The organism is Micromonospora sp. DH14, from assembly GCF_029809455.1.
GTDB lineage: Bacteria > Actinomycetota > Actinomycetes > Mycobacteriales > Micromonosporaceae > Micromonospora > Micromonospora parva.
On the sequence record NZ_JARVKT010000014.1, the window covers coordinates 16,555 to 42,981 of the forward strand.

Annotated in this window: 18 protein-coding genes; 10 read left to right on the forward strand and 8 right to left on the reverse strand. The window is 73.3% G+C overall.

Annotated features, from left to right (window positions below):
• Positions 1-7: 7 nt before the first annotated feature.
• Positions 8-1,195 carry an NAD(P)/FAD-dependent oxidoreductase gene (locus QCZ28_RS19275; RefSeq protein ID WP_279517964.1) on the forward strand — a complete coding sequence of 396 codons (1,188 nt, stop codon included), beginning with the start codon at positions 8-10 and terminating at the stop codon, positions 1,193-1,195.
• Positions 1,196-1,231: 36 nt separating this feature from the next.
• Here QCZ28_RS19275 and QCZ28_RS19280 read toward each other — a convergent pair whose 3' ends face one another.
• Positions 1,232-2,077: a GNAT family N-acetyltransferase gene (locus QCZ28_RS19280; protein WP_279517965.1), complete on the reverse strand. Its 846-nt coding sequence runs from the start codon at positions 2,075-2,077 to the stop codon at positions 1,232-1,234.
• Positions 2,078-2,221: 144 nt separating this feature from the next.
• On the opposite strand from QCZ28_RS19280, the gene gltB reads away from it, so the two are divergent.
• The 3 genes from gltB (at position 2,222) to QCZ28_RS19295 (ending at position 10,025) form a co-directional block, all read left to right on the forward strand.
• The gene (gltB, locus tag QCZ28_RS19285) at positions 2,222-6,925 is read left to right on the forward strand and encodes a glutamate synthase large subunit (RefSeq protein ID WP_279517966.1); all 4,704 of its coding nucleotides are present in this window, start codon (positions 2,222-2,224) and stop codon (positions 6,923-6,925) included.
• A complete protein-coding gene (locus QCZ28_RS19290) occupies positions 6,918-8,453 on the forward strand; it encodes a glutamate synthase subunit beta (protein WP_279517967.1) in 1,536 nt (511 codons plus the stop codon). The genes gltB and QCZ28_RS19290 overlap by 8 nt, the downstream gene beginning before the upstream one ends.
• Before the next feature lie 174 nt (positions 8,454-8,627).
• Complete coding sequence (locus QCZ28_RS19295; protein WP_279517968.1) at positions 8,628-10,025, forward strand: MFS transporter; 1,398 nt, start codon at positions 8,628-8,630, stop codon at positions 10,023-10,025.
• A 130-nt stretch (positions 10,026-10,155) separates the two neighbouring features.
• Here QCZ28_RS19295 and QCZ28_RS19300 read toward each other — a convergent pair whose 3' ends face one another.
• Positions 10,156-11,688 carry a M1 family metallopeptidase gene (locus QCZ28_RS19300; RefSeq protein WP_279517969.1) on the reverse strand — a complete coding sequence of 511 codons (1,533 nt, stop codon included), beginning with the start codon at positions 11,686-11,688 and terminating at the stop codon, positions 10,156-10,158.
• Between the two features lie 146 nt (positions 11,689-11,834).
• Between QCZ28_RS19300 and QCZ28_RS19305 the strand changes: the two genes are divergently transcribed.
• From QCZ28_RS19305 to QCZ28_RS19315, 3 genes are all read left to right on the forward strand, one after another.
• The gene (locus QCZ28_RS19305; RefSeq protein ID WP_279517970.1) at positions 11,835-14,528 is read left to right on the forward strand and encodes a hypothetical protein; all 2,694 of its coding nucleotides are present in this window, start codon (positions 11,835-11,837) and stop codon (positions 14,526-14,528) included.
• 97 nt (positions 14,529-14,625) lie between these two features.
• Entirely contained in the window at positions 14,626-17,172 is a 2,547-nt protein-coding gene (locus QCZ28_RS19310; protein ID WP_279517971.1) for an FtsK/SpoIIIE domain-containing protein, read from the forward strand.
• On the forward strand, positions 17,169-18,113 hold the full coding sequence (locus QCZ28_RS19315; protein WP_279517972.1) for a hypothetical protein: 945 nt from the start codon (positions 17,169-17,171) through the stop codon (positions 18,111-18,113). The genes QCZ28_RS19310 and QCZ28_RS19315 overlap by 4 nt, the downstream gene beginning before the upstream one ends.
• A gap of 70 nt (positions 18,114-18,183) precedes the next feature.
• Here QCZ28_RS19315 and QCZ28_RS19320 read toward each other — a convergent pair whose 3' ends face one another.
• Complete coding sequence (locus tag QCZ28_RS19320) at positions 18,184-18,771, reverse strand: hypothetical protein (RefSeq protein ID WP_279517973.1); 588 nt, start codon at positions 18,769-18,771, stop codon at positions 18,184-18,186.
• Positions 18,772-19,469: 698 nt separating this feature from the next.
• Between QCZ28_RS19320 and QCZ28_RS19325 the strand changes: the two genes are divergently transcribed.
• The gene (locus tag QCZ28_RS19325) at positions 19,470-19,733 is read left to right on the forward strand and encodes a DUF6244 family protein (RefSeq protein WP_030334392.1); all 264 of its coding nucleotides are present in this window, start codon (positions 19,470-19,472) and stop codon (positions 19,731-19,733) included.
• Between the two features lie 27 nt (positions 19,734-19,760).
• Here the strand turns inward: QCZ28_RS19325 and QCZ28_RS19330 are convergent, their stop codons facing one another.
• The 4 genes from QCZ28_RS19330 to QCZ28_RS19345 all read right to left on the reverse strand — a co-directional run bounded on the left by QCZ28_RS19330 (position 19,761) and on the right by QCZ28_RS19345 (position 23,156).
• Positions 19,761-20,171: a hypothetical protein gene (locus QCZ28_RS19330; RefSeq protein ID WP_279517974.1), complete on the reverse strand. Its 411-nt coding sequence runs from the start codon at positions 20,169-20,171 to the stop codon at positions 19,761-19,763.
• Positions 20,172-20,239: 68 nt separating this feature from the next.
• Complete coding sequence (locus QCZ28_RS19335; protein WP_279517975.1) at positions 20,240-20,557, reverse strand: nitroreductase/quinone reductase family protein; 318 nt, start codon at positions 20,555-20,557, stop codon at positions 20,240-20,242.
• Positions 20,558-20,597: 40 nt separating this feature from the next.
• Positions 20,598-21,584 carry an SEC-C domain-containing protein gene (locus QCZ28_RS19340; protein WP_279517976.1) on the reverse strand — a complete coding sequence of 329 codons (987 nt, stop codon included), beginning with the start codon at positions 21,582-21,584 and terminating at the stop codon, positions 20,598-20,600.
• Between the two features lie 105 nt (positions 21,585-21,689).
• On the reverse strand, positions 21,690-23,156 hold the full coding sequence (locus QCZ28_RS19345) for an MFS transporter (RefSeq protein ID WP_279517977.1): 1,467 nt from the start codon (positions 23,154-23,156) through the stop codon (positions 21,690-21,692).
• Positions 23,157-23,376: 220 nt separating this feature from the next.
• Between QCZ28_RS19345 and QCZ28_RS19350 the strand changes: the two genes are divergently transcribed.
• On the forward strand, positions 23,377-23,958 hold the full coding sequence (locus QCZ28_RS19350) for a TetR/AcrR family transcriptional regulator (RefSeq protein ID WP_156057719.1): 582 nt from the start codon (positions 23,377-23,379) through the stop codon (positions 23,956-23,958).
• 41 nt (positions 23,959-23,999) lie between these two features.
• On the opposite strand, the gene QCZ28_RS19355 is transcribed toward QCZ28_RS19350, so the two are convergent.
• Positions 24,000-25,361, reverse strand: coding sequence for a pentapeptide repeat-containing protein (locus tag QCZ28_RS19355; protein ID WP_279517978.1), 1,362 nt, complete (start codon positions 25,359-25,361; stop codon positions 24,000-24,002).
• 204 nt (positions 25,362-25,565) lie between these two features.
• Between QCZ28_RS19355 and QCZ28_RS19360 the strand changes: the two genes are divergently transcribed.
• Complete coding sequence (locus tag QCZ28_RS19360; protein WP_279517979.1) at positions 25,566-26,345, forward strand: alpha/beta fold hydrolase; 780 nt, start codon at positions 25,566-25,568, stop codon at positions 26,343-26,345.
• Positions 26,346-26,427 lie beyond the last annotated feature (82 nt).

Genomic DNA, 26,427 nt, shown 5'->3' on the forward strand with positions numbered 1-26,427 from the left:
GGCACCGATGCGAAGCGCGGTGGTGGTCGGCGCAGGGGTCGGTGGCCTCGCGGTGGCCGGCGCGCTGGCCCGTTCCGGCTGGCAGGTCACGGTGTTGGAACGCGCCGAACGAGTTCGCCCCGAGCCGACCGCCGTGGTGCTCTGGCCCAACGGTGTCCGCGCGCTGCAGGCCCTGGGCCTCGGCGCCGGTCTGGCCGCCATCGCCACCCCGTTGCCCGACGGTGGCGTCCGTCGCCCGGACGGGCACTGGCTGGTGCAGCCTCGGCCCATCCCGGCCGACCGGATGCCGGTGGTGGTGCACCGGGAGGACCTGCACGACGCGTTGATCGCCGGCCTCGGTGACCGCGTCGAGCTGCGGACCGGGGTGACGGTGCGCCACGTCCGTGTCGAGCCGGGCGAGCGACCGGGCGTCAGCGACGGGCGGCACACCATCGAGGCCGACCTGGTGGTCGCCGCCGACGGCACGGACAGCGGCATCCGCCGCCAACTCGCACCCGAGTCCCGGGTGGTCAGCTCCGGGTGCGCCGCCTGGCGGGCCGTCATTCCCTGGTACCAGGCCCCTCGACTCCCCGACGACCAGCCGTTGGCCGGTGAGATTCTCGGCGCGGGGTACCGGTTCGTGGCCGCGTCGCTGGGTGACCGGGGCTCCTCGGGCGGGTCCAGCCGTGGCGGCATCTACTGGGTGGCCACCGCCGCCGGCGCGCCACGCCCGGAACCGCCGGAGACCCAGCTCGCCCTGCTGCGCCGCTGGTACGCGGACTGGCCCGCGCCGGTCGGCGCGCTGCTCGAGGCCACCAACCCGGCCGACCTGGTCCAGCAGGAGGTTCGCGAGCTGCGCCCGCTGCCCCGGGCGTACGGCTTCCCGGTCGGGCCCGGCGGGGTGGTGCTGCTCGGCGACGCGGCGCACGCCATGCCGCCGCACCTCGGGCAGGGCGCCTGCCTCGCGTTCGAGGACGCCGCCACCCTCTCCTCGCTGCTGCGGGAGGCGCGGCTGCCCGACGCCGTCGTGGCGTACGACCGGGTGCGCCGTCCCCGGGCGGCGACGGTGGTCCGGCAGACCCGGCGGATGTCGGCGGTGCTGCAGACCCGGGGCCGGCTGGCGCTGCGGGCCCGGGACGCCGCCCTCGGCACGATCAACTCGCGGTTGCTCTCCAGCGCCGCCGCCTCCGCCGCGCAGTGGCGGCCACCGACCTGACCTCGGTCGCCGGGCAGGGCAGGCGTGCGCGGCGGGTCAGGAGATGAGGGCGGCGGGTTCGGCGATGCAGGCGGTGCCGATGCGGCGGAAGCCGACCCGCAGGTAGACCCGCGCGATCTCCTCGCTGCCGGCGGAGAGGAAGACCAGGTCGGTGCCGGCGGCCAGCAGTTCCCGGGCCAGGGTGGCGGTGAGCGCGGCGCCCAGCCCGCGGCGCCGGGCGGACGGCAGGGTGGCCACCCCGGCGATCTCCGCGACGTCGTCCACGCGCATCGCCATGCCGCTGGCCAGCGCACCCTCGGTCGGTGTGCCGGCCAGCGCGGAGATCCGCCGACCGTCGGCGATCCGAGCGCGCTCCTCGTCGAGCGCGGCCAGTTCGAGTTCGGTGACGGCGGCGTCGCGCTCGGCCGGGCCGGCGTCGCCGCGCGCGGTGCCGGCGGCGGCGAACGACACCGCTGCCACCGCACGTCGGGCGGCGACATCGGCGGCGAAGCCGGGGGAGTCCGCTGCCAGCACCCGCACCGCCGCGTCGGACAGCGTCGCCGGGTCGGGCAGCGCGCTGGGGTCGAGCACCATCAGCGGCGCCTCCAGCACGTTCAGCCCCGCCGAGCGGGCCACCGCGAGCAGTTCGGGGGTCGTCTCGTGCACCCACTCGAAGGCTTCCGGCAGGCCCAGCTTCCGCTGGCGCTCGCGGACCGACGTCACGTCGGCGAGCGACGGCGGCTCGGTGGCGTCGATGCGTGGGCGGGCGTAGAACGGCCACCCGGCGCCATCGCGGACGAACAGCACCAGCCCACCATGCTCCTCCGCACCGGCGGCGTCGCGGGGCACCGCGTCGTAGAAGCGTTCCAACCGGTCGAAGACGTGCTTGTGTAGCGGATCCACCGCGCGAGACTACACGTCCCAGCCAGTGGACGGTGTGATCAATCTCGGGTGGCCGTGCGACCCCGGCCCTAACGTAGACTCAATAGACCCACGGGCCGACGTCGTCCCCATCATGATCCAACCTGAGTGACGACAGGAGGCCCGGTGGCTCAGCCGTACGCGGACACAGCACAGCCGCACCCGCACAGCCCGCAGGCGTCCCCGACGCCCCACCCCCGTCCGGCCGCCCAGGGCCTCTACGACCCAGCGCAGGAGCACGACGCCTGCGGCGTGGCCTTCGTGGCGGACCTGCACGGCCGGCGTTCCCACTCGGTCGTCGCCAACGGGCTCGGCGCGCTCTGTCGGCTGGACCACCGGGGCGCCCGCGGCGCGGAACCGAACACCGGCGACGGCGCCGGCATCATGATCCAGGTGCCCGACGCGTTCCTGCGCGCGGTGGCCGACGTCGCGCTTCCCCCGGCGGGCGAGTACGCCACGGGGCTGGTGTTCCTTCCCGACGACGACGCCGCCGAGGCGCGTGCCCGGCGGGTGGTCGAGAAGTACGCGCTGGTCGAGGGCGCCGACCTGCTCGGCTGGCGGGACGTGCCGACCGACCCGGGTGACCTGGGCGAGACCGCCCTGGCGGCGATGCCCCGGGTCCGCCAGATCTTCCTGGCCGCGCACCGGCTGACCGACGCGCCCGGCGGGCCGGCCGGCTCCCCGCTGCGCGGCGTCGAGCTGGACCGGGTGGCGTTCTGTCTGCGCAAGCAGGCCGAACGGGAGACCGCCGAGCGGGGCGTCCCGGCGTACTTCCCGTCGTTGTCCAGCCGCACCATGGTCTACAAGGGCATGCTCACGCCCGACCAGTTGCCGGCGTTCTATCCCGACCTGCGCGACGAGCGGGTGGAGAGCGCCATCGCGCTGGTGCACTCCCGCTTCTCCACCAACACCTTCCCGTCCTGGCCGCTGGCGCACCCGTACCGGTTCATCGCCCACAACGGCGAGATCAACACGATCCGGGGCAACCGCAACTGGATGCAGGCCCGTGAGGCGCTGCTGCGCTCGCCGAACGTGCCGGGCAACATCCGGCGGATCTTCCCGGTCTGCACGCCCGCCGCCTCCGACTCGGCGAACTTCGACGAGGTCCTGGAGCTGCTGCACCTGGCCGGGCGGAGCCTGCCGCACGCGGTGCTCATGATGATCCCGGAGGCCTGGGAGAACGACAGCGGGATGGACCCGGCCAAGCGTGCCTTCTACCGCTTCCACGCCAGCCTGATGGAGCCGTGGGACGGCCCGGCCTCGGTGGCCTTCACCGACGGCGAGGTCGTCGGCGCGGTGCTGGACCGCAACGGGCTGCGCCCGGGGCGTTGGTGGCAGACCGACGACGGGCTCGTGGTGCTCGGCTCCGAGGCGGGCGTCCTCGACCTCGACCCGGCCCACGTGGTCGCGAAGGGGCGGCTCCAGCCGGGCCGGATGTTCCTGGTCGACACCGTGGCCGGGCGGATCGTGCACGACGAGGAGATCAAATCCGAGTTGGCCGCCGCCGAGCCGTACGGCGAGTGGCTGCACGCCGGGCTGATCGAGCTGAACGATCTGCCGGCCCGCGAGCACACCGTCTACACGCACGACTCGGTGCGCCGCCGGCAGCAGACCTTCGGCTACACCGAGGAGGAGCTGAAGATCCTGCTCGCGCCGATGGCCCGCACCGGCGCCGAGCCGCTCGGCTCGATGGGTACGGACACCCCTATCGCGCCGCTGTCCACCCGGCCGCGGCTGCTCTACGACTACTTCCACCAGCTCTTCGCCCAGGTCACCAACCCGCCGCTGGACGCCATCCGCGAGGAGCTGGTGACCAGCCTGGCGTCGACCATCGGGCCGGAGGGCAACCTGCTCGACCCGGGCGCGGCGAGCTGTCGGCAGATCGTGCTCCCGCATCCGATCATCGACAACGACGAGCTGGCGAAGATCCTCTCCATCGACGAGGACGGCGACCTGCCCGGCTTCAAGGCGGTGCGGGTCTCCGGGCTGTACCGGATCCGGGAGGGCGCCGCCGGGATCAAGGCGCGGCTGACCGAGATCTGCCGGCACGTCTCCGAGGCGATCGAGGACGGCGTCCGCATCCTGGTGCTCTCCGACCGGGACTCCAACGCCGACCTGGCACCGATCCCGTCGCTGCTGCTCACCGCCGCCGTGCACCAGCACCTGGTGCGGGAGCAGACGCGTACGCAGGCGGCGCTGATCGTCGAGTCCGGCGACTGCCGGGAGGTGCACCACGCGGCGGTGCTGATCGGCTACGGCGCGGCGGCGGTCAACCCGTACCTGGCGTTCGAGTCGGTGGAGGATCTGATCTCCACCGGCGCGCTGGCCGGCATCGAGCCCGTCGCGGCGGTGCGTAACTACGCCAAGGCGCTCGGCAAGGGCGTCCTGAAGATCATGTCCAAGATGGGCATCTCGACGGTCTCCTCGTACTGCGGGGCGCAGGTCTTCGAGGCGGTCGGCCTGGACACCCGGCTGGTCGAGCGTTACTTCCGGGGCACCCCCAGCCGCATCGGCGGGGTGGGTCTCGCGGGCGTGCACACCGAGGTGGCCGCCCGGCACGCGCTGGCCTGGCCGCCGGCCGGCACCGCCGTCTCCGGCCGGCTGGAGGTCGGCGGCGAGTACCAGTGGCGCCGTGAGGGTGAGCTGCACCTGTTCAACCCGGAGACGGTCTTCCTGCTGCAACACGCCACCCGCAGCCGGCAGTACGACGTGTTCCGCCAGTACACGTCCAAGGTGGATGCGCTCGCCGCGCAGGCCGGTTCGCTGCGGGGCCTGTTCACCCTGCGTACCGGAGTCCGCCCGGCAGTGCCGATCGAGGAGGTCGAGCCGGCCTCCGAGATCGTCAAGCGGTTCGCCACCGGCGCCATGTCGTACGGGTCGATCTCGGCGGAGGCGCACGAGACGCTGGCCATCGCCATGAACCGGCTCGGCGGCAAGTCCAACACCGGTGAGGGCGGCGAGGACGTCGAGCGGCTGCACGACCCGGTCCGCCGTTCGGCGGTCAAGCAGATCGCCAGCGGCCGGTTCGGGGTGACCAGCGAATACCTGGTCAACGCCGACGACCTCCAGATCAAGATGGCCCAGGGCGCCAAGCCGGGCGAGGGTGGTCAGCTGCCCGGCAACAAGGTCTGGCCGTGGATCGCCCGGACCCGGCACGCCACCCCCGGCGTGGGTCTGATCTCCCCGCCGCCGCACCACGACATCTACTCCATCGAGGACCTCGCCCAGTTGGTGCACGACCTGAAGTGCGTCAACCCGGCGGCCCGGGTGCACGTCAAGCTGGTCAGCGAGGTGGGTGTCGGCACCGTCGCCGCCGGCGTGGCGAAGCTCAAGGCGGACGTCATCCTGATCTCCGGGCACGACGGCGGCACGGGCGCCTCCCCGATGAACTCGCTCAAGCACGCCGGCACCCCGTGGGAGCTGGGGCTGGCCGAGGCACAGCAGACGCTGCTGCTCAACAAGCTGCGCGACCGGGTCACCGTGCAGGTCGACGGCCAGCTCAAGACCGGCCGGGACGTGCTGATCGCGGCGCTGCTCGGCGCGGAGGAGTTCGGCTTCGCGACCGCGCCCCTGATCGTCGAGGGCTGCGTGATGATGCGGGTCTGCCACCTGGACACCTGCCCGGTCGGCATCGCCACCCAGAACCCGGTGCTGCGGGAGCGGTTCACCGGTAAGCCGGAGTTCGTGGAGAACTTCTTCCTCTTCCTCGCCGAGGAGGTCCGGGGCTACCTGGCCGAGTTGGGCTTCCGGTCGATCGAGGAGGCGATCGGGCAGTCCGAGCTGCTCGACGTGGCCCCGGCGGTCGCGCACTGGAAGGCGCACGGGTTGGACCTGGCGCCCGTCCTGCACCTGCCGGAGCTGCCCGCCGGTGCGGCCCGCCGTGGGGTCCGCGCCCAGGACCACGGCCTGGAGCACGCCCTCGACAACGAGCTGATCGCGCTGGCCCGCCCGGCGCTGGCCGACGGGGTGCCGGTGCGGGTCGAGGTGGCGGTGCGCAACGAGCACCGCAGCGTCGGCGCGATGCTCGGCGGTGAGGTGACCCGTCGCTTCGGCGGCGCTGGTCTGCCCGAGGACACCATCGAGTTCGTGCTGCACGGCACGGCTGGGCAGTCGTTCGGCGCGTTCCTGCCGCGCGGGGTGACCCTGCGCCTGCACGGCGACGCCAACGACTACGTGGGCAAGGGCCTCTCCGGGGGGCGGCTCATCGTCCGTCCGGACGCCGCCGCGCCGTTCCTCGACCCGGACGCCGAGCCGGGGCGGCGGGCCGAGGACCAGATCATCGCCGGCAACACCATCCTGTACGGGGCCACGGCGGGCGAGGTCTTCCTCCGTGGCCGGGTCGGGGAGCGGTTCGCGGTGCGCAACTCCGGCGCTGTCGCGGTGGTCGAGGGCGTCGGTGACCACGGGTGCGAGTACATGACCGGTGGCACGGTGGTGGTGCTGGGCGCGACCGGCCGGAACTTCGCGGCCGGCATGTCCGGTGGCACGGCGTTCGTGCACCACCTGGACCGGGCCCGGGTCAACGTGGAACTCGTCGACCTGATGCCGCTGGGCGAGCCGGAGCAGTCGCTGCTGCACGAGCTGGTCCAACGGCACGTGGCCGAGACCGGGTCGGCGGTCGCCGAGGAACTGCTCAAGCGGTGGCCGGAGGCGGTCGCCGAGTTCACCGCCGTGGTGCCCCGCGACTACCGCCGGGTGCTGGAGATCATGCGGGCCGCCGAAGCCGCCGGCCGCGACGTCGACGACGCGGTCATGGGCGCGCTGAGCGCGCCGGTCGCGCCGGTGCCGCCCGCCCCGCGGGTGGCTGCCCAGGAGGTGGCACGTGCCTGACCCGAACGGTTTCCTGCGCTACGACCGGCGACTGCCGGCCCGCCGCCCGGTGCCGGTGCGGATCAGCGACTGGCGGGAGGTCTACCCGCCGGCCGGCGAGGACCTCATCCGCGAGCAGGCCACTCGTTGCATGGACTGCGGTATCCCGTTCTGTCACGACGGCTGCCCGCTGGGCAACCGCATCCCGGACTGGAACGACCTGGTGCGCACCGGCAACTGGGACGCCGCCGTGGAGTCGCTGCACGCCACCAACAACTTCCCGGAGTTCACCGGCCGGCTCTGCCCGGCGCCCTGCGAGGCGGCCTGCGTGCTCGGCATCTCCGGCGGTCAACCGGTGACCATCAAGCAGGTCGAGGTGGAGATCGCCGACGCCGCCGCCGCGCGTGGGTTCACCCCCCGCGCCGTGCCGGCGCCGTCGGGCCGGTCGGTCGCCGTCGTCGGCTCCGGGCCCGCCGGCCTCGCCGCCGCCCAGCAGTTGGCCCGCGCCGGTCATGCGGTGACGGTGTACGAACGCGACGACGCGATCGGTGGTCTGCTCCGGTACGGCATCCCCGACTTCAAGTTGGAGAAGCGGCACATCGACGCCCGGTTGGCGCAGCTCACCGCCGAGGGGGTGCGGTTCCGTACGGGCGTGAACGTCGGGGTGGACGTCACCGCCGAGCAGTTGCGTGCCGAGCACGACGCGGTGCTGCTGGCGTGTGGGGCGTTGCAGGGCCGGGACACCCCGGAGACTCCCGGGCGGGCGCTTCGGGGCGTACACCAGGCGATGGCGCACCTGGTCGCGGCGAATCGCGCGGTCGCCACCGCGACCACCGACCAGCCGGGCGTCGCCGTGACCGGTGAGGGGCGGCCGGGGAGGGCGGTGTTGCCGGACGGCACCCCGATCGACGCGGCCGGCAAGCACGTGGTGATCATCGGTGGTGGTGACACGGCGGCGGACTGTCTCGGGGTGGCGCACCGTCAGGGCGCCGCGGGCGTGCACCAGTTGGACCTGTACCCGCAGCCGCCGCAGGAGCGCGACGAGGCACGGGACCCGTGGCCGACCTGGCCGTGGGTGCTGCGCAGCTACCCGGCGCACGAGGAGGGCGGCGAGCGGGTCTTCGCCGTGGCGGTGCAGGAGTTCGTGGACGACGGCACCGGCCAGGTGCGGGCGGTGCGGATCGCCGAGGTGACGGTGGAGAAGCGCGACGGCCGGCGGATCGTCACAGTGGTGCCGGGCTCCGAGCGGGAGTTGCCGGCCGATCTGGTGCTGTTGGCGATCGGCTTCGAGGGCACCGAGCAGCAGCCGCTGCTGGCCCAGTTCGGCGTGGACCGCAACCCGCGGGGCGCCGTCGACGCCCGCGACGACTGGCAGACCGCTGCCGACGGGGTGTTCGTGGCCGGTGACATGCACCGGGGCGCTTCGCTGATCGTCTGGGCGATCGCCGAGGGGCGGGCGGCGGCCGCCGCCATCCACGGCTATCTGGGTGGCGTCGGTGCGTTGCCGGCCCCGGTGGCCCCGGACGCGCAGGCTCTCGCCGCTCGCTGAGGTGCGGGCGTCCGGCTGGTGCGGCAGGTCCGCTGCCGCACCAGCCGGGTATTCCCGCTGGTGAAGCCGCTCACAAAAGTGGGCAAAAGGGTTTAAGCCGGCAAGACTTGTCGGCTGCCGAACCGCGCCGCGATCGGTGTGAATGCTCGTGCTGCCGATCGCTGGAGGGTCGCTGTGGCCAGAGGTGCCACCTTCGCCGCGTTGCGCCACCGCAACTACCGGATCTGGGCGCTCGCCGGCTTCGTGTCGGTCATCGGCACCTGGATGCAGGTCCTCGGGGTCAACTGGTACGTGCTGAAGGAGACCGGCTCGGCGACGTCAATGGGCTTCGCCGTGCTGCTCCAGGCGGCGCCCACGTTGCTGCTCAGCGTCTGGGGTGGCGTACTGGCCGACCGGCTGCCCGCCCGCCCGTTGCTGATCGCCGCCCAGGGCGCCCACGCGGCGCTCGCCGCCGGACTGGCGGCGGTCGCCCTGACCGGGGTCGGCGGCCTGCCGCTGATCTTCGCGATCTCCCTGGCCACCGGTGCCGTCTCGGCCGTCGAAGGCCCGGTGATGGGGCGCTGGGCGGCAAGCCTCGTCGACCGGGAGACGCTGGGCAACGCCCTGGCGCTCGGTTCGCTCACCAACTCCGCCGGCCGCATCCTCGGCATGAGCCTCGGTGCCGTGGTGGTGGCCGCCGTCGGCCCCGCCCTGCTGTTCGGCATCAACGCGGCCAGCTTCGTCGCCGTGGTGGTGGCGCTGTTCGCCGTACGCCCGGGAGCCGTGCCCGGAATCGCGGTGCCCGACGCCGGGCCGAACCGGGGCGGTGTCCGCGCCGGGTTCACCTACCTGCGGGGGCAGCCGGTGCTGCTCCTCGCGCTCGCCCTGTCGTTCGTGCTCGGCAGCCTGGGCCGCAACTACCAGGTGACGATGGCCGCGATGAGCGACGGCCCGCTGCACGCCGGCGCCTCCGGGTACGGCCTGCTGTCGACGGTGTTCGCTGTCGGCACCGTGGTGGGCGCGCTCGTCGCGGCCCGACGGCGATCCCTGGGCTACCGGACGCTCGTCGTCGCCGGCCTGCTCGCCAGCGGGTTGCAGATCGTCGCCGGCCTCGCACCGGGCACCTGGAGCTTCGCCGCGGTGATCCTGCCGATCGCCGCCGCCGCGGTGGTCATCGACACCACCGTCGGCACCCGCGCCCAACTCGACACCGACGCCGCGATGCGGGGTCGGGTGCTCGCCGCCCTGGCGGTCACCGGCTCGGTCTCCGCCGCGGTCGGCGCCCCGCTGCTGGGCTGGCTCGCCGAACACGCCGGGCCCCGTCAGACGCTTGTCCTCGCCGGATCGGCCGCCGCGATCGCCACGGTGGCGGCGAGCGTCGCGCTGGACCGGCAGCGCGCCCGCACGGCTACCCTCGCGCTGGTCGTGCCGCGGCCCCGCCATCCGGTACGCCGAGCGGCGTTCCGGGCCGCCCGCATCGTGCGGCCCACCGGGGCGGTCTGCGTCATCGCGCCCGCCGAGGCCGGCGCGGCGTCGTCGGGCAGGGTTCGGCTCAGGGAGCTGACCACGGCCGGTCCGGCATCCCGCCGCTGAGCAGCGGGTAACGCCCGCCCTCGCCCCGGCCGGCCCGCCCCGTCGATCATGGAGTTGTGGTGGGCAACATGCTCACTTGTCGCCCGATATATGAGGCACCACAACTCCATGATCGACGCGGGTCGGGGGGTCAGTGCGACAGCAGGTGGTGGGACTCGCGGATCTTCGCCCAGGACTTCGGCTCGGTCGGCGCGGCGGCCTTGCGGGCGACGCTGGCCACGTCGGGGCGGCCGGCGGTGAACAGCCAGGTGGTGAACAGGTCGTCCAGGTCCAGCCCGGAGATATGTTCGGCCAGTGCCTGGAACTGCTCGATGGTGGCGTTGCCGTACCGGTGCTCGGCGGTCCAGGCCGGCAGGATCTCGAAGAACGCGTCGTCGCCGACGGCCAACCGCAACTGGTGCAGGGTCATCGCGCCCCGGTCGTAGACGGCGTTGTCGAAGACCCGGGCGGCGCCCGGGTCGCCGGGCAGCACCTGCCAGAACTCGTCGTCGGCCGGGTAGCTGGCGTAGGTGAAGTCGAAGACCTCCTGGGCGGTGCCCTCGCCCTGCTCCTCCGACCACAGCCACTCGGCGTATGAGGCGAAGCCCTCGTTGAGCCAGATGTTGCGCCACTCGGCCACCGAGACCGAGTCACCGAACCACTGGTGGGCGTTCTCGTGCGCCACCACGTACGTGTTCGCGCCGCGTCGCCAGAAGCCCGGCCCGTACACCGGTCGGGTCTGCGTCTCCAATGCGAAGCTGATCCCGTCCACCGGCCCGGCGACGCCGCCCTGCGCCTCGAACGGGTACGGCCCGAAGATCCCGCTCTCCCAGTCGACGATCTCGGCGGTCCGCTCGATGCTGGCCCGCGCGGCCGGCCCGAGCGCCCCCAACGAGGTGCTGTACGCGTTGATCACCGGCTGGCCGCCCGGTGTGGTGTCGGTGACGATGTCGTACTGGCCGATGGCCATGAAGGCCAGGTAGGTGGCGGTGGGGGTGGTGGTCCGCCAGATCCACCGGGTGCGGTTGCCGGCCTCGGCCGCCGGGGGCCTCGGCTGCACGCCGTTGCTGATCACCTCGACGCCGGTGGGCACCGACACGGAGATGTCGAAGGTGGCCTTGTCCAGTGGGTGGTCGTTGCTGGGGAACCACCACCACGCCGACTCGGGCTCGTTGACGGCGAGGGCGCCGTCGTCGGTGCGCGTCCAGCCGGTGTAGCCGCCGACCAGCGTCTCCGACGGGACGCCGGAGTAGCGCACCACGATGGTGAGCTGCTGACCCCGGGTCACCGTGCGGGCCGGGGTGACCACCAGCTCGTGCGCCCCCGCGGTGCTGGTGCTCGCCGCCCAGCCGTTGACCCGGACCGACTCGACGTCGAGCAGGAAGTCCAGATTGAACGTCGAGAGGTCCTCAGTGGCGGTGGCGAGGATGGTGGTGGTGCCGGTGAGCAGGTCGGTGGCCGGGTCGTAGCGCAGCCGGACGTCGTAGTGCTCGACGTCGTAGCCGCCGTTGCCGTAGTCGGGGAAGTAGGTGTCGCCCAGGCCGGGCGCGCCGGGTTGCGGCGCGGCGGTGACGACCGGCCGGCCCCAGCCCGTCGGGGCCGCCTGGCCGGGGGTGCCGGCGAGCATGGTGCCGGCGGTGGTGAGGGTCAGGGCGGCGGTGGCCGCCGTGAGTGCTCGTCGCACGAGGTGGACTCCCTCCATCGGGGTGTTCGCCTCGTCAACCTAATCGACAACCGTGAACGTCGCCGACCCGCCGCATCCATTGTCGGTGGTCGGCCTCTGGCATGCCTTGCCCGGCAAGGTCACACTGTGTGGACCGGAGGTGACGCGTGCGGCGCTCGGAGTTGCCCAAGCGGGAGTTGATCAGCCAACGGCAGTCGACAGCGGCCCGGGAGCGACTGCCACCCGGCGGGTTGGAGCTCTTCGCGCTGCTCGCCCGGCTGCTGCGGCGGCCCCGTCGCGGTGACCGCCGGCTGCCGTTGCTGTGGCTGGTCCGCTCCGACACCGCGGATCTGATGGTGCCGCTGCGCCGGTTTTTCGGTCAGGGCCCCCGACGGCGGGTCCCGCACGCCGTGCTGGACGCCGACGCGCCGCCCGGTGCCGCTGACGTGCCGGCGCTGCTGCGCGAGCTGCACCGGCAGCTCTCCCTGGAGGCCTTCGGCGCCGCCCGACTGCGCTTCCGGCACTATCCGCTCGCCGACTGGCTCATGCAGCAGAGCTTCACCCTCGGCGTCGACGCCGACGACAGCCGCGCGGCTCTGGTCCGCCGGCTGCGCGACCGCAGAGGCCCGCGTACGCCGGAGGCGTTGCCCTCCGGCGGCGACGCGGTCAGCATCGTCTCGCAGGTGCTGCTCTGGCTGGTCCGTCGCGCCGTGCCGGGGGTGGTCTTCCGGGCCGCCGTCTCCGGTCGGGTGCCGGTGCTCGGCCGGCACTACAACTGGTTCATGCGCCAGCAGTACCTGGCGCCCCGACAGTCGGTCACCTTCCTCGGCTTCGCCGAGCGCCTCACCGCCGGCTGGCGCGACGGGGAGCAACCCGACCAAGTCAACAAGCTGCTGCTGCACGCCTTCCTGGAGGACCTGCGGCAGGCGTACCGGCGTCGGCCGTGGCGCCCGTCGGACTGGCGGCGCACCGCGTACCCGGCGCTGCTGATCGATCACGTCGCCCCCGGCAACGTCGGCGGGGAACTGGTCCGCCTGATCGGCGACGTCCGCACCGAGACCGGGCGCAACGACCCGCTGCTGATCGTCGCGTCCGGTGGGCAACCCCCACCGGACCTGCCCGAACCGCACCCGCTGACCGAGGCCGAGGAGGCGTACGACGAGTGGGTCGAGGCGCTGCCGGAGATGCGACGGCTGCGCCGCCCGGCCACGTGGCTGGTGGCGCTGCGCCCCGACGAGACCGACACCGGCCCACCGTCGCGGGGCGGAGTGCGGCCGTTCTCCGCGCCCGACCCGCCGTGGTGGTCGCGGCGCTTCCTGCCGGCGGCGCTCTGTCTGGTGCTGGTGGCGGCGCTCGGCCTGTGGGTGGCCAGCCGGTGGGGGCCGGGCTGTCACCCCTCGCTCACCGGTCAGGTCTCCGTCGAGGTGGCCCCCAGCGGTGAGTGTGTCGGCTACAGCGACACCGCCGCGCAGGTCTTCAACAACGACCCCGGCCAGGACCGGCTGCGCACCGTCCAACGGCGCATCTTCGCGCAGAACCGGGCCGCCGAGGAGGTCTGGCAGCGCAGCGACCGACGTCGGCCCTTCCTCACCCTGGTCTACCTCGGCACCCTGACCGGAAACCTGACCCGCGCGGACGAGGAGTCGTACGTCTCCGAGCGCGAGGAACTCGAAGGGATGGCCACCGCCCAGTACGCGTTGCTGAAGGAGTCGGCCGGCGCCAACGGCGCGGCGCTGCTGCGGATCGTGGTGGCCAACGCCGGCCGGCAGATGATCTACGCCGACCGGGCCGTGGCGATGCTGGCCGGGCTGGCCCGCGACGACCCCACGGTGCTCGGGGTGGTCGGGCTGGTGGAGAGCCGTACCAGCACTGCCCGCGCGCTGCGTGAGCTGAACCAGGCCGGGCTGCCGGCGCTGGCGCCCACCCTCTCCGCCGACAGGATGGACGCCAACTCCCGCCTCTACCTGCAGATCTCCGCGCCGAACACCGATCAGGTGAAGCTGGTCGACGCGTACGCCACCCAGGTGCTCAAGGTCGACGACGCGCACGTCTTCTACACCACCCTGGAGGGCAGTTCGCTCACCGAGGACCTCTACGTGGGCACCCTCGTCGACGCGCTCCGACAACGGTTCGGCCCCCGGATCACCCGCCTCGACGAGTGGCGCACCGGGCAGCGGCTGACCGACGAGTGCGGCTACACCGGGCTGCTCTTCTACGCCGGCCGGTGGTCGGAGTTCGACGGTTTCCTGCGGGCGCTGCGCGAGTGCGGCGGCAACCCGCCCCGACATCTCGTCGCCGACGACTCGGCCAACCGGTACATGGCCAACCCGGGGCTGCGCGCCGCCGCACCCGGCAACCTGCCCGTCACGTACGTCTCGAAGGCGGCCCTGGCCACCTGCGCCGCGCTGCGGGCCGCCCAGGACCGGCGCGACGACGCGCGGGCCAGTTTCCTGTCCTGGATCCAGGCCGGCGACCTGCTCGACCCGCCGCGCTGCCGGCCGGGCTCCGAGGTGCAGGTCGGCGAGCGGGTCAGCCTCGCCTACGACGCGGCGATGATGCTGATCCGGGCGGTGGAGAGCCTCGCCGCCCGGCTGCACCACGCCGACCCCCGGCAACGCTGGGAGCCGAGCGCCGTCAACCCGGTGGCGGTGCACGCCGAGGTGCTGCGGCAGAACGCCGGTCAGGGCTACCCGGGGGTCGCCGGGCTGATCCGGTTCACGCCCGACTCGGGGGAGCCGGTCGACAAGCGACTGGCCCTGATGCGGGTGGAGCAGGTGCCCGCCGTGGCGAGGGCGCCGGTGGAGGTGTTCCGCTGCGGGGTGGCCGACGTGCCCGGCCCGGCGGTGTGCGGCCCGGCCTGACCGGTCCGGCGTGACACGTCCTCGCAGGACTGTCCGGTCGCCACCGGTGTCCGTTAGGGTTCCTGGGACCAGGCGGCCGTGGCGTTGGGGGCAGAGGGTGGGCAGGCTCGCGTCGGCGTACGGGCAGGCGGTCAACTCCCACCGGGCGGCCCGGGCGCACCTGGACACCGTCCGCGGTGTCCTCGGGGCGGCACCGACGGTCGCACCGGTCGGCGACGACGTGGTGGCCCGCCTCGCCCGCCTCGGCGGTGCGCTGGCCAATCCCGCCCCGGGTGTCACCCCGCTGACGGACCAGCCGGCCGCGGTGCGGATCGGTGCCGCATCCACAGCGGACGGCGACTTCCCGGTGCTGGTCCCGCTCGGCGGCGGCCAGCACCTGGCGCTGGACGCCGACGCCCGGGAGCCGCAGGTCGCCGGGCTGCTGCGGGCGCTGGTGCTGCGGCTGGTCGCCACCGCGCCACCCGGTCAGGTCCGCGTCGTCGGCATAGACACCGCCACGCTCGGCGCCACCTTCGGCCCGCTACGACCGCTGCTCGACGCCGGGGTGCTCGACCCGCCGGCCACCAGCGAGGCCGAGGTGGCCGCGCTGCTGGACGCCGCCGAGAAACACGCCCGCGCCGCGCAGCACGGTGCGGCGACCGCCCGCCGCCTGCTGCTGGTCGTCGCCACCGCCGCGCCGCCGCCGCGCGAGCTGGCCCGGCTCGCCGCGCTCACCCACGCCGGCCCGGCCGCCGCCGTGTGCGTGCTGCTCGCCGGCCACCCGTCCCGGCAGCCCGGCGAGACCCCGCCGCCGCTGGGCGGCACCACGGCGGTGCGGCTCAACCAGGGGTACGCGCACGTCGGCGACCCGCCCGGCGCGCCGTTCAGCGCCGACGGCAGCGGCCTCGCCGCCCGCGTCCTGCTCGACGGCGACCCGCCGCCCGCCTCGGTCCACGCGCTCGCCGCGCACCTCGGCACCGCCACCCGTCGCGCCGACGCGTTGCCCTTCACCGACCTGCTGCCCGAACGGCGCTGGGCCGAGTCCGCCAGCACCGGCCTGCGCACGGTGATCGGCCGGGCCGGCGGCGGGTCGACGGCGGCCTTCGCCACCGCGCTGACGCTCGCCTTCGACGACGCCACCCCGCACTGGCTGGTCGGCGGGCGCACCGGTGCCGGCAAGACCGTCTTCCTCCTCGACGTCCTCTACGGGCTGGCCGCCCGCTACTCGCCCGCCGAGTTGCAGCTCTACCTGCTCGACTTCAAGGAGGGCGTGAGCTTCACCGAGTTCGTGCCCACCGGTCGGGACCCGTCCTGGCTGCCGCACGCCCGTGCCGTCGGCATCGAGTCCGACCGCGAGTACGGTCTCGCGGTGCTGCGCGAGCTGCGCCGGGAAGCCCAGCGCCGGGCCACCGCGCTCAAACGGCACGGCGTCACCAAGCTCGCCGACCTGCCCCGGGACAATCCGCTGCCGCGCATCGTGACCGTCATCGACGAGTTCCACGTGCTGCTCGCCGGCAACGACGCGCTGGCCCGCGAGGCCGTCGACCTGCTGGAGGAGCTGGCCCGCAAGGGCCGCTCGTACGGCATCCACCTGGTGCTCGCCAGCCAGAGCATGACCGGGATCGAGGCGCTCTACGGCCGGGCCGAGGCGATCTTCGGGCAGTTCGCGTTGCGGGTGGCGCTGCCCGGCGGCGGCGGGGTGCTCGACCAGCTCAACGACGCCGCCGCGGCCCTGCCGGTCGGCTCCGCCGTGGTCAACACCGCCGCCGGCGCGGTCGGCGCCGACACCGTGCTGCGCTTCCCCGACGCGCACGCCGCCGCGGCCGACCTCGCCGCGCTGCGCCACGAGCTGTGGCAGGCCCGCCCGCCGGGCTCGCGGGCACCGGCGGTCTTCAAGGGGTACGAAGCCGCGCGGATCGAGGACGACAGCACCTTCGCCGGGTTGCGCCCCGGTGGTCGACGCCCGATGGCCCTGGTCGGCCGAACCGTCGACGTGCACGGCACCACCGCGCTGTTCCTCATGGACACCACCCCCGGCCGGCACCTCGCCGTGGTGGGCACCGCACCGACCGGCGCGGACGTGCTGCGCGCCGCGACGCTCAGCCTGGCCCGTCAGCACACCCCCGGTGACGCCCGGTTCCAGCTGGCCTGCCTGGTCACCGCCGCCGACCCGGTCGCCGACGACACCGAGGCCGCGCTGCGGGCCGCCGGCCACCCGGTGCAGCGTTTGGACGCGACCGGGCTGCGCGACCGGATCGCCGCGCTGGCCGCCGAGCCCACCGGCCGCGAATACCTGGTGGTGTTCGGCATGGACGCCGCCGCGCCCGTCCTCGGCGCCACCGACCCCGACACGTTCCGCTCCGGACTGGACGACCTGCGCACCGTGCTGCGTCAGGGCCCCGGCCAGGGGGTGCACCTGCTCGGCTGGTGGCGGGGCCTGCGCCGGCTCGCCGACGACCTCGGCGGCACCCAGAACCGCGACGACGTCGCCTGCCTGGTCGCGCTCAACGTGCCCGGCGCCGAGCTGGCACTGCACCTCGGCGCACACGACCTGACCTACACGCCCCGCGCCGACCGGGCGCTGCTGATCGACCGGCACGACCAGCGCATCCGGCTGATAGTCCCGTTCGTCGGCGACGGGCACGAGCCGGACGGGGAGCGGTGACAGTGTCCTTCGAGGAGTACGCGGCGCTGGCCCGGCAGCTCTCCGAGCAGCGCCGCGCCGGGGAACAACACGCCGCCACCGAATCCGCGCGCCGCCGCGACCTGCACGCCGCCGTCGACTCCCTCCAGCAGCGGCTGACCGCCCAGGGGCAGCGCCTCGACCAGATCGGTCGGGCGATCGGCATTGACCAGCCACCCTCTGCTGCTAACCCGGGGGCCGGGCCGGGACAGGGGACGGGGACGCCAGGCGAGGCCGCCACCTGGCCCGGCCCGCCACCCGGCCCCGGTTCGGCATCCACCACCGGCGCGGGATCGGCTGCCGGCCCTGGATCGGCGTCCGCCACGGGGTTCGGCCCCGCCACCGCACCCGGAGCCGGGGACGGGGAATCCGCCGGCGCAGCCGGCGCCCCGGGGCGGTCGGGGGTCGGGGCGTACCCCGAGCTGCCGGCGGGGGAAGCGCGGCTGGCGCTGCCGACGGCGGTGACCCCGGCGGGCGGTGGGGTGCCGGCGCAACGCGCGGCGGCTGCCGACCCGGCGGTGGAGTTGGAGCTGGCCCGGCGGATGGCCGACGAGGCCGACCGGCACGGGCACCAGGCGGAGCTGCTGGCCCAACGGCCGCTGCTGCTGCCGACGTGGTCGCCGCTGGCCCGGGCGGTCGCCGTCTACGCCGGGTGCAGCGCGGCGGCCGGGGTGCTCATGCTGATGCTGGTGCTCGCCTCCGGGGTCGGTCTGGTCGACGGGTTCACCCTCGGCGCGTGGATCTGCGCGGGGCTGCCGGCGGTGGCGTTCTTCGGCGGGTACCTGGTGCTGGGCCGTTGGGGACGACCCGCGATGGTCGCCGGCACCCCGCCGCGCTACCTGCCGTTGGGGTTCCTGATCTGTTTCCTGCTGGTGCCGGTGGCCTACTGCGCCTACCTGCTGCTCGTGCGCGGCCTGCGCTGACGACCGCCCACCTGGCCTTTGAACTCTGCTTCGCCGCGCAGCCGGTGGTCAGCGTGTTCGTGCCCGGGCGTCACCGCACACGGGAACCGCTGTCGGGCGTCGACTGGCTCAGGTGGTAGATGACGCCGCCTTCGTCGCTGAACCTCTGCTCGGTGCCGCTGGTCGAAGGGCTGAAGACGCGGCAGGAGCAGCCATCGGCGGGAGGCCCCGCCGACGCCTCGGCGTAGTACCAGACCTGACCCACCTCGGCCCTGAACGTACGACTGCCTCGCCGTGGCACCTCGATCGCCCGGTGCGGTTCGCACTGAGCGTCGAAGATCCACAGCACGTACGGCTCACTGCTCGTCGAGGCAGTGCCCCGCAGCGGTTCCCCCCACCGGCCCTCGGGGATCTCGCGTCGGAAGAAGACCAACGCGTCGTCGCCGTGAATCTTGGCGATGCAGGACCGGTAGAGCGCTGCCCGAGACGCCGGGGTCGGACCGGGCGCGGCTGTGGTCGACGACGACTGGAGACTGCTGAGGATGCTCTGCCCGTCACCGGTCGCGACGGCGACGGCCAGCAGGAGGGCGAGAAGCCCGAGGAGAGCCCCGGACAGCCCAATGACGCGGGCCCGGCGACCGCGACCAGCCGATGTCGTGTCTGTCCTCTGAACCGTCAAGCCCCGTCACTCCCTCGGCAAGCTGTCGCCGAGTCTAGGAGGCTTCGCACTTCGGCGTGGTCCCCGAGCCCGGGATCACTGTCTGCCGGTCCAGTGTGTTCCGAGAGGTGCCGCACCTCGATGGGCCGAAGTTACCGGCCGTCCACCGTGCCCACTGCGCTGCCGTGGTCTCGCGCCCCGAGCGTTACCGGTGCGGGATCCGCTTCCCGGGGCTTTGGATCATCACGCCTCGGCGTCTGCTGAACGGTAGGTCGAAAGGTTGGTCAGGAATTGCAGGGACACACATCCACCCAGGTTGAGCCGATGCCGGTCGGGGGTGGGATCGGCGTTTCGCCGCCGGTCAACGCCGAGGCGGCGACGGCTCGCTGCCGGTGCCGACGGGAACGGGGTGGCGGTCTGGGTCGATGCCGTGGTGAGCGGTGTGATGGTCGGCAGCGGCACCAAGCCGCTGCACGATCTGATCACCCGGGCACAGAACGGCCCGCCGTCGCCGTAGCCCGCCTCAGGCCTGGCCTGCCGGCTGGTTGTGCTGGAGATCTTGGACAGTTTCCGTCAGGACGTGACGGAAACTGTCCAAGATCTCGTGTCCGAACCTGGCGAGGCAGGAGCTCGCGCCCGGTCGCGTCGGGTGCGCGGATCTCGTACGCTCCCAGGTGGTCTCCGCAGTGGAGCTGGTGGTCGATCACGGGGAGGTGCGCGTGAGCGCGGCACAGATCATCGCGAGACTGGCGGCGGCGGCGCAGAAGCTGGACGAGGCGAAGGCCAAGACCGCAGCGGCGGCACAGGACGCGGCCGAGGCGCGGGCGCTGGTCGCCGGTGCCCTTGAGGGCGTTGCCGCTGGTCCGCTGGTCGGCATGATCGACTCGTACCGTCAGGCGCTGGCGCAGGCGGCCCAGGGTGGCGACCCGGCCAAGCAGCACGTCCAGGAGACGATCGCCAAGGTCCGGGCGCTCGGCAACTGACCGCCTGCGAGGGCAGCGCAACCGTGCTCAGCGGGTGATACGGAACGTCTGCTCGAAGGTCGGGTAGTCGCAGACGTCCTGGTTGCAGAGTTCGAATCCGCCGCTGATCAGCGCGACGCCCCTGTGCAGGACCAGTCCGCCGGCCTCCGCCCACGCTCTCCCGGTCACGGCTTGCGGCTCGCCCGTGCAGCTGTTGAGCGGCGCCCAGCCACTGGCGTAGGCGACTCGGTCGCCCGAGCGCTGCCGGACGATCAGCTCGGTGGCGCCGGACAGGCCGGCTGGGCAGGTCACCGTGAGGGTGATGTCCACGGCGACGCCGCGTGCGACAAGCGTCGCGGAGGTGACTTCGACGCTGCTCGCCGCGCTCGCCGGCGTTGGCGCGAGCGCGACGGAGAGGGTCAGCCCGAGTAGTGCGATGGCGGTGATGATGCGGCGCACGATGGTCCTCCTTGCCGGAGTGGGTGCCTACCTGCGGTCACCCTAGCCCGCCACAGCAATTACGGATATCAATCGATACGGTCGATGACGATGACCGGGATCTCCCGCGCGGTCTCCTTCGCGTAGCGGGCGTACGTCGGGAAGACCTTCGTCATCACCGGCCACAGCCGGACGCGCTCCTCGCCGGTCGCGGTCCGGGCCCGCCCGGCGATCTGCTCCGCGCCGGCATCGCCTCCATCGTCGAGCCCGGACGGTTGAGCGGGGTGTCGATCATACGCGGGGCTCATGCGGTGGCCGGTGATCGAGAGGGTGCCGGCGGTTGTGGTCGAACGTGATGCCTGTGAGTCATCTTGATGACTCACAGGCATCAGGCTCTCCAGGGACATGGCCTCCCGGATCCGCAGGGACCGAGCCGACGGGGGAGGGTCAGCCGCGTGAGCGCGGCAGGCAGCACTTCTTGTACTTGGCGCCGGACCCGCACCAGCAGGTGTCGTTGCGGCCGGGCGGCCAGGCTGTCACGCCGGCCTCGTCGAGGCTGTCGGCGTACTCGTCGAGGGTTTCCTCGCTGGTGGGGTCGCTGCCGGTGCGTTCGGCGAAGGCCGCCAGACCGTCAACAGTGCCGTTGACCAGGCCCAGGTCGGCGCCGCCTCGGGCGGACGTCTCGACGAAGGCACGTTCGACAGTGGTGCGGTGCTCGTCCCAGGTGGGCGGGTGACTCTCGGCCAGCACTGGCCAGCGCACCAGCAGCGCGTCGAACTCGGCCTTCGGCCAGAACAGCAGCGTCGCCGGGCCGTCGTCGAGGGCGTCGAGCGCGTGGGTGCTCGCGGCGCGCAGCCGGTCGGCGAGGTTGTCGTACTCGTCGTGCGGTAGGCCCGCCTCTTCGCGCAGGTCGTGCCGTTGCTGGGCCAGGCCGTAGATCATGGCGGCGGCCTCGTCCTGGGCGTCCTCGGACGCGTGCTGCTGGGTGCGGGTCCGCTCCAGGATGGCGTCCAGTGCCCCGGTGAGCCACTCCAGTGCCAGTTCGGCGTGGCCGGACTCGACCAGCTCGTCGACCACGTACATGGACTTGGGGTCCGTCTCCAGCAGCGGGCGCAGGGCGGTCAGCTCGGTCAGGCCCTCGTCCGAGCGGCCGAGGCGCAGCAGCAGGCCGCCGCGCACCGCTCGGGCGTACGCGTTGTCGTCCGGCTGTTCGGCGACCGCTCGGGTGGCCAGGGTGAGCGCGTCGGCCAGGTCACCGGCCTGTTCCAGGATGTCCACGGCGACCAGCAGGGCGTACCCGGTGTCGTCGGGGTCGGCCACGCGCCCTTCGTCGACGGCGCCCACCAGCTCGGCGACGAGCGCGGCCGGGTCCGGGCTCTCGGAACCCAGGGCAGCGATCTCTTCGATGCGGTCGGCGGTCAGCAACTCGGACATGGGCGCATCCTGAAAGACGACGGGCGGTGAGCGGGGGAGCGGCCAGCGTACTCCGGGACATGGCGCAGCCCGGGCGGCGAACCGCCCGGGCTGCGACACGGTCCGTCAGCGGGTCGCCGGCATGGTGGCGAACTCGCCGGCTAGCTCCGACTCGACGATCGTCGTGGCGGACGGCCGGCGACCGGCCGACGCCCGCCGGGCGGACGGGACGGCGAGGGCCGCGAGCGCGGCGGCCAGGGCGATCGCGGTGAGGACCAGAAACCCCATCGTGAAACCGGCCTCCCGGGGCAGGCCGTTGGCCTGCGGGTGGGCGGTGATCACGCCGCTGACCACGGCGGCGCCGATCGCGCCGCCGATGGTGCGGATGTTGGCGTTCATGCCGGTGGCCACGCCGGTCTGGCTGGCCGGCACGCTGGCGACGATCAGGTTGGCCATCGACGCGAAGGCCAGGCCGATCCCGAAGCCGACCAGGCCACCGGCGATGGCGACCTCCCAGCGGGTGTCGTGCGCGGCGGCGAGCATCCCGGCGGCGACCACGTTGAACGCCGCGCCGGTGGCGAGCTGCGCCTTGGCGCTGAACACGCCCTGGAGCCGGCCGGCGATGATGCCGGCCACGAACATCGCTACCAGCATCGGCAGCATGAGCAGGCCGGCCTGGCTGATGCTCGCCCCGAAGCCGTAGCCGGCGGCGGTCGGGGTCTGCACGAACTGGGGGAGGAACGCGTACACGGAGAACATCGACGCGCCGTAGAGCACTGCGACCAGGTTGGTGGTCCAGACGCCGGGCAGGCGCATCATCCGCATGTCGATCAGCGGGTTGCTCGACCGCAGTTCGGTGACGAGCCAGCCGACCAGCAGCACCACGGCCAGCGCCAGGAGGCCGAGCACCCGGGCGGACGTCCAGCCCCAGGCCGCGCCCTGGCTGATGGGCAGCAGCAGCGCGACCAGCCAGCCGGAGAGCAGCACTGTGGCGCGCCAGTCGATGCGTCCGGGGGTGCGGACCGGCGACTCGGGCACGAACAGGTGCGCGGCAACGGCGGTCAGCCCGACCACGACCATCGGGATCCAGAACAGCCAGCGGTAGTCCAGCGTGCTGACGATCGGGCCGGCCAGCACGATGCCCAGGCCACCGCCGACGGCGACGATCGCCGAGATGGCGGCCACGGCGGTGGAGACCCGGGCGGCCGGGAACTCGTCGCGGATGATGCCGAACGACAGCGGGAAGACCGCTCCGCCGATGCCCTGGACGACCCGGGCGACGATGAGCACGCCGATGTTCGGCGCGATGGCGGCCAGTAGGCAGCCGAGGGCGAGGGCGGCGAGCGAGACGACCAGCATCCGCTCCTTGCCGACCATGTCGCCGACGCGTCCGAGGATCGGCGTGAAGATCGACGCGCTGAGCAGGTAGGCGGTCAGGACCCAGGTCACGGTGTTCTGGGAGGTGTGCAGGTCCTGCTGGATGGTCGGCAGCACGGGGGTGATCAGCGATTGGAGCATCGCGAAGAACCCGGCGCCGGCCGCGAGCACGGTGAAGGTGAGCCGACGCGAGCTGCGTCGGGAGGTCACTGCCACGAGAGATGACTCCCTGATTACGTACGGGATGGAGGCTTGTGGCCCGTCGTCTGTGACGGGTCGTTTGTCGGGGTCCGGGCGATCGGGGTGGCCAGGCGGCGATCGGGCGGGTCCCGAGGTAAGCTAACCGGAGGCAGGCCTCCGGGATTCCGGAGGGGTGCCTCCACTAAGCTAGCGGAGGGTGGCCTCCGGATGCAACCAGGGTGAGGTGACGCACGTCATGACCAGCGCGGGGCAGGTGCCCGAGGTCTTCGCCCAGCGGCCCAAGCGGGCCGACGCGCGGCGCAACTACGACGCCCTGATCACGGCGGCGCGCGAGGCGTTCGCCGAGAACGGGGCCGCCGCCTCGCTGGAGGACGTGGCCCGCCGGGCCGGGGTGGGCATCGGCACGCTCTACCGCAACTTCCCGACCCGCCGGCACCTGTTCGAGGCCGTCTACGTCGAGGAGGTCCGCGAGCTGTGCCACTCCGCCGAGGGCCTGGCCGAGCTGCCGCCCTGGGACGCGCTCGTCGCCTGGCTGCACCGCTTCGTCGCGTACGTCGCCACCAAGCGGGCGCTCGCCGAGCAGTTGCTGCACGACTCGGAGATCTTCGCCAGCTGCCGCACCGAGATCTTCTCCGCCGGTGAGCCGCTGATGCGTCGCGCGCAGGCCGCCGGCGTGGTTCGTGACGACATCGGCTTCGACGACGTGGTGCGGCTGATCAGTGGCCTCACCATGGCCCAGTTCCCGTCGCCCGAGCAGCGTGACCGGGTGCTCGGCGTGGCCCTGGACGGCCTGCGCCCGCCGGCCGCGCCGCGCTGAGGGCCAGCCGGCCGGGTGGCGTCGACGCCTCCGGCGGCCGGTCAGCCGTCGACCAGCAGCAGCCACTCGTCGTCGAGGCGTTCCACAGTGGTGTCGGACGGCCAGCGGTGACCGGGGTCGGCCACCGCCCGGGCCTGCTCGACCTGCGGCGGCCGGCTGAACCGCGTGTCGCGGAAGCTGGCCATCCGGTGGAACCGGGCCCGGCCGAAGTTCGCCGCGTCGAGGAAGTGCGCCCGGTCGAACAGCGCCTCCGCGCCGAACACCGTCCAGCGGAACAGCGCCATGTTCGTGAAGCGGACCGAGTGGAAGCCCGCCGCCCCGCCGAACTCGGTGTGCTCCATCGACACCGCGCCGTCGAAGACTGCCTCCCTGAACGAGGTGGCGTCCTCGAAGCGGGTCGCGTCGAAGCTGGTCGGCTGGCCGAAGGTCACCCGACGCCATGAGGTCGGGCCGGCGAAGCGGGACCGCCGGCAGGACAGGCCGTCGGTGAAGACGGCCCCGTCGAAGGTGGCCGGACCGCCGACGCGAACGCCGTCCAGCATCACCTCGCCGTCGGCCGTGAGGTTGTCGAAGTGCACGTCGTCGAAGGTCGCCGCCCCGAGCAGCAACCGGCCCCGCGTCGTCGCGCCCGCGAAGGTGGTCGTGCCGGTGAATACCGCCTCGGTGAAGTTCGCGTCGACGAGCGTGCAGCCGGCGGCGTCGAAGTCGACAAGCTCGGCGCCGGCCAGGTCGAGCGTCAACTCCGGCCAGAAGGCGTCGTCGTCGGCGGCGCGCAGGTGCCGGGTGAGCACGCGCTGCGCGCTGCGCCGGACCTCCGTCTCGCGTGGCTCGCCGTTTGGCGCCGGCATCCGCAGGTACGCGCAGAGCACCGCCGCGATCGTCGGGCGCTGCCCCGGATTGTCCTGACCGAGGCGCTCCAGCGCGTGCAGGCCACCGAGGCGTACCGCCGCGCTGTCGTTGCCGAGCAACTCCACCGCCCGGGTGTAGAGCTCGGTCAGCCGACGCTCCGCCGCGTCGTGCTCGGCCGCCCCGGACTGCCGATCCTGGTGGCGCTGCGCGGCCTCGGCCACCGCCTCGGCGTGCGCCTGCACCCGGTCCCGGTGCACCTGGTCGCGGGCGGCGACGCTCTCCTGGTGTCGCTGCGCGCGCTCGGCGATCCACTGGCGGCGGGCGGCGAGCAGCAGCGCGAGCCCTCCGCCGGTGCCGGCGACGACGGTCAGGCCGGTCCGGATCGCGTCGATGCGCAGCGTGGCACGGGTGTCGGGTTGGCTGGCCCGGTCGGCCTCGGTGAGCAGCAGGTCCAGCACCAGCCAGCCCAGGGCGACGGCGGCCAGCAGGCCGACCAGGACCAGCCACCACGGCATCACCCGCAGCTCGCGCTCGGTGGGTTCGTCGACAGCCACGGCCACAGCATGCCAGTGACCGTCCGAGGTCCGATATGGAGCGTGGCGGTATGACCGTTTACACCCCCGGCGGAACAACGGGTTACCGGCGCGTAACAAGCCATTGACGTTTCCAAATTGTTGCGGGCATCATCGTCGCACGGTCGACCGGACACCCCCACCCACCTGCCCGGTTCGCCGGGCGCCTCCCCCGGAGGTGCAGCGATGCTGCTCCGAAAGACCGCCCTCGTGCTGGCCCTCGCCACCGCCGCGCTGCTCGCGTCCACCGCCACGGCGACCGCGGCCCCCGCCGACCCGGCCCCCACCCCCTTCGCCGCCGCCGCGGCGGCCAACCCCGTCATCGTGGTCGGCGGGCTCAGCGGCGTCGCCGTCGCGTACGAGCCGATCGCCGCCCGGCTGCGCGCCGACGGCTACCGCACCTTCATCTACCAACTTCCCGGACTGGGCCTCGGTGACATCCCCACCTCGGCCCGCGCGTTCGCCACCTACGTCAACCAGGTACGCGCCAGCACCGGCGCGGCGACCGTCGACCTCGTGGCCCACTCCGAAGGGGGCCTGGTCAGCCGGTACTACCTCAAGCGGCTCGGTGGCACCACCGCCGTCGGCCGCTACGTCAGCCTGGGCACACCCCAGTACGGCACGTACGTCGCCAACATCGTGGCGTTCCTGGGGCTGGGCACCTGCGCCGGAGTGGTGGCCTGTCAGCAGATGACCATCGGCTCGGCGTTTCTCGCCGACCTCAACGCCGGCGACGACACCCCGGGCGCGGTGCGCTACACCACCATCCGCACCCTGCAGGACGAACTGGTCCGGCCGACCGGCAACGCCGCCGTCAACGACGGTGCGACGAACGTGCTGATCCAGGCGTACTGCCCGCTGCGGGTGGTGGGGCACCTCGGCCTGGTGCTCGACGGCACGGCGTACACCATCGTGCGCGGCGCCCTGGTCGACGGCCCGGTGCGACCCAACTGCCTGGCGCTCTGACCTGTCGGTGCGGGTGGTCCCGCCGGGACCACCCGCACCTATCAGACGTTCCCGACAACCTGCTGCGACTGTCCACCGGCGA

Coding starts and splice junctions, on each gene's coding strand:
- QCZ28_RS19275 (WP_279517964.1), top strand. CDS start 8: ATGCGAAGCGCGGTGGTGGTCGGCGCAGGGGTCGGTGGCCTCGCGGTG.
- QCZ28_RS19335 (WP_279517975.1), bottom strand. CDS start 20,557: ATGTCCCTGGAGAGCCTGATGCCTGTGAGTCATCAAGATGACTCACAG.
- QCZ28_RS19340 (WP_279517976.1), bottom strand. CDS start 21,584: ATGTCCGAGTTGCTGACCGCCGACCGCATCGAAGAGATCGCTGCCCTG.
- QCZ28_RS19350 (WP_156057719.1), top strand. CDS start 23,377: ATGACCAGCGCGGGGCAGGTGCCCGAGGTCTTCGCCCAGCGGCCCAAG.
- QCZ28_RS19360 (WP_279517979.1), top strand. CDS start 25,566: ATGCTGCTCCGAAAGACCGCCCTCGTGCTGGCCCTCGCCACCGCCGCG.